The sequence below is a fragment of the Desulfurellaceae bacterium genome (genome assembly GCA_021296095.1).
Taxonomy (GTDB): Bacteria; Desulfobacterota; Binatia; order Bin18; family Bin18; genus JAAXHF01.
This window is the reverse complement of sequence record JAGWBB010000135.1, coordinates 1-1,252: the sequence shown is the minus strand read 5'-3', so window position 1 is coordinate 1,252 and position 1,252 is coordinate 1. Positions and strand designations below refer to the sequence as shown.

The following is a 1,252-nucleotide window of genomic DNA, read 5'->3' as shown; positions in this document are numbered from 1 at the left end:
CCGATGGAGATCAACTATACCTCGATCAGCGGCCTGGAGACCCGCCGAGCCGGCCGGGGGCACCAGTTTCTGCAAGGCGTGTGGGGCTCGTTTCCGACCCGGGACGGCTGGCTGTGTCTGGCCGGGGTGGACGACAAACGCTGGCCGGACTTCTGCCGGGTGATGGGCATTGAGCATGTCCGGGATGAGCACGAGTACAGCGACAACGTCATTCGGAACTTCCGGGGCGAAAAGATTGAACAGCTTCTGGACGAGGTCTTTCCGACCAAAACGACCGACGAGTGGATGGCGCTCCTGAACGCTATCGATGTGCTGGCCACGCCGGTACAGAACTATCAGGATATTCTGAACAGCGAGCAAGCCCTGGCCAACGGCTATATCTCGGAGATGGACCATCCCCAGATTGGGAAGGTGAAGGTCGTCGGCACGCCCCTGTCCCTGAGCGAGACGCCGCTGAGTACCGCCACTCCGCCGCCGGAGCTGGGCCAGCACAGCGAGGAAGTCCTGCTCGAAGCCGGGTTTTCGTGGCAGGATATCGCCGAGTTTCGCTCCAAAGAGGTGGTGTAGCCGCTCAGGACCGGCCGGAACGGGCGGCCTCCAAGCGGTCGAGCACAGCCGGGAGGTGGACGAGATCGCTGACCGAGAGACAGGTGCCCGGCCTGGACGGCTCGGCCCGGCGGTCAATCAGAACCGGTTGGAGCCCGGCCGCCTGGGCGCCCAGGACATCCATCTCGTAACTGTCGCCGACGTGAACGGCGTGTTCGGGGGCCAGCCCGTGGTGGGCCAGGGCGTGGCTGAAGATGGCGGTGTCCGGTTTGGCCGCTCCGAGATGACGGTTGGATCGAAAAACCGGGCAATCCCCAAGCCGTCGAGCAGGCCGAACAGACGCGAGTCAAAATTTGAGATCACTCCCAGCCGCACCCCCCGGGCGTGCAGGGCCTCCAGCGCCGGCCGGGTATCGGGGTAGAGCCGCCAGGCCCGGGGCTGGGCAAAAAAGTCGTACAACTCGTCAAAATAGGCCTCAAAGGCGGGAAACGGCCCGAGCGGGGAAAAGACCTGGAGGACTAACTCCCGCCACCACTTTTTCTCCAGAGCAGGAATCTCGCCGGCTGCGGCTCCGGGAAACGCCATGGGCGGGGCGGCGGCAAACGCGCGGCCAAAGCCGGCCTCGAGGTCGGCTACGGCGACTGTTTTGCCGTGCGCTTGGGCCAGGCGGGCGTAGATGCCGCCGACAGAGCCGTTGACGGCGATC

General features: G+C 64.9%; 1 protein-coding gene and 1 pseudogene. One reads left to right on the top strand and one right to left on the bottom strand.

All coding sequences use genetic code 11. The annotated features are described in order from the left end of the window. On the top strand, positions 1-567 hold a 567-nt coding region (locus J4F42_21155), incomplete at its 5' end, for a CoA transferase (protein ID MCE2488030.1). A gap of 4 nt (positions 568-571) precedes the next feature. Here the strand turns inward: J4F42_21155 and J4F42_21150 are convergent. Then, a pseudogene (locus J4F42_21150) lies at positions 572-835 on the bottom strand (HAD-IA family hydrolase). Between the last annotated feature and the right edge of the window lie 417 nt (positions 836-1,252).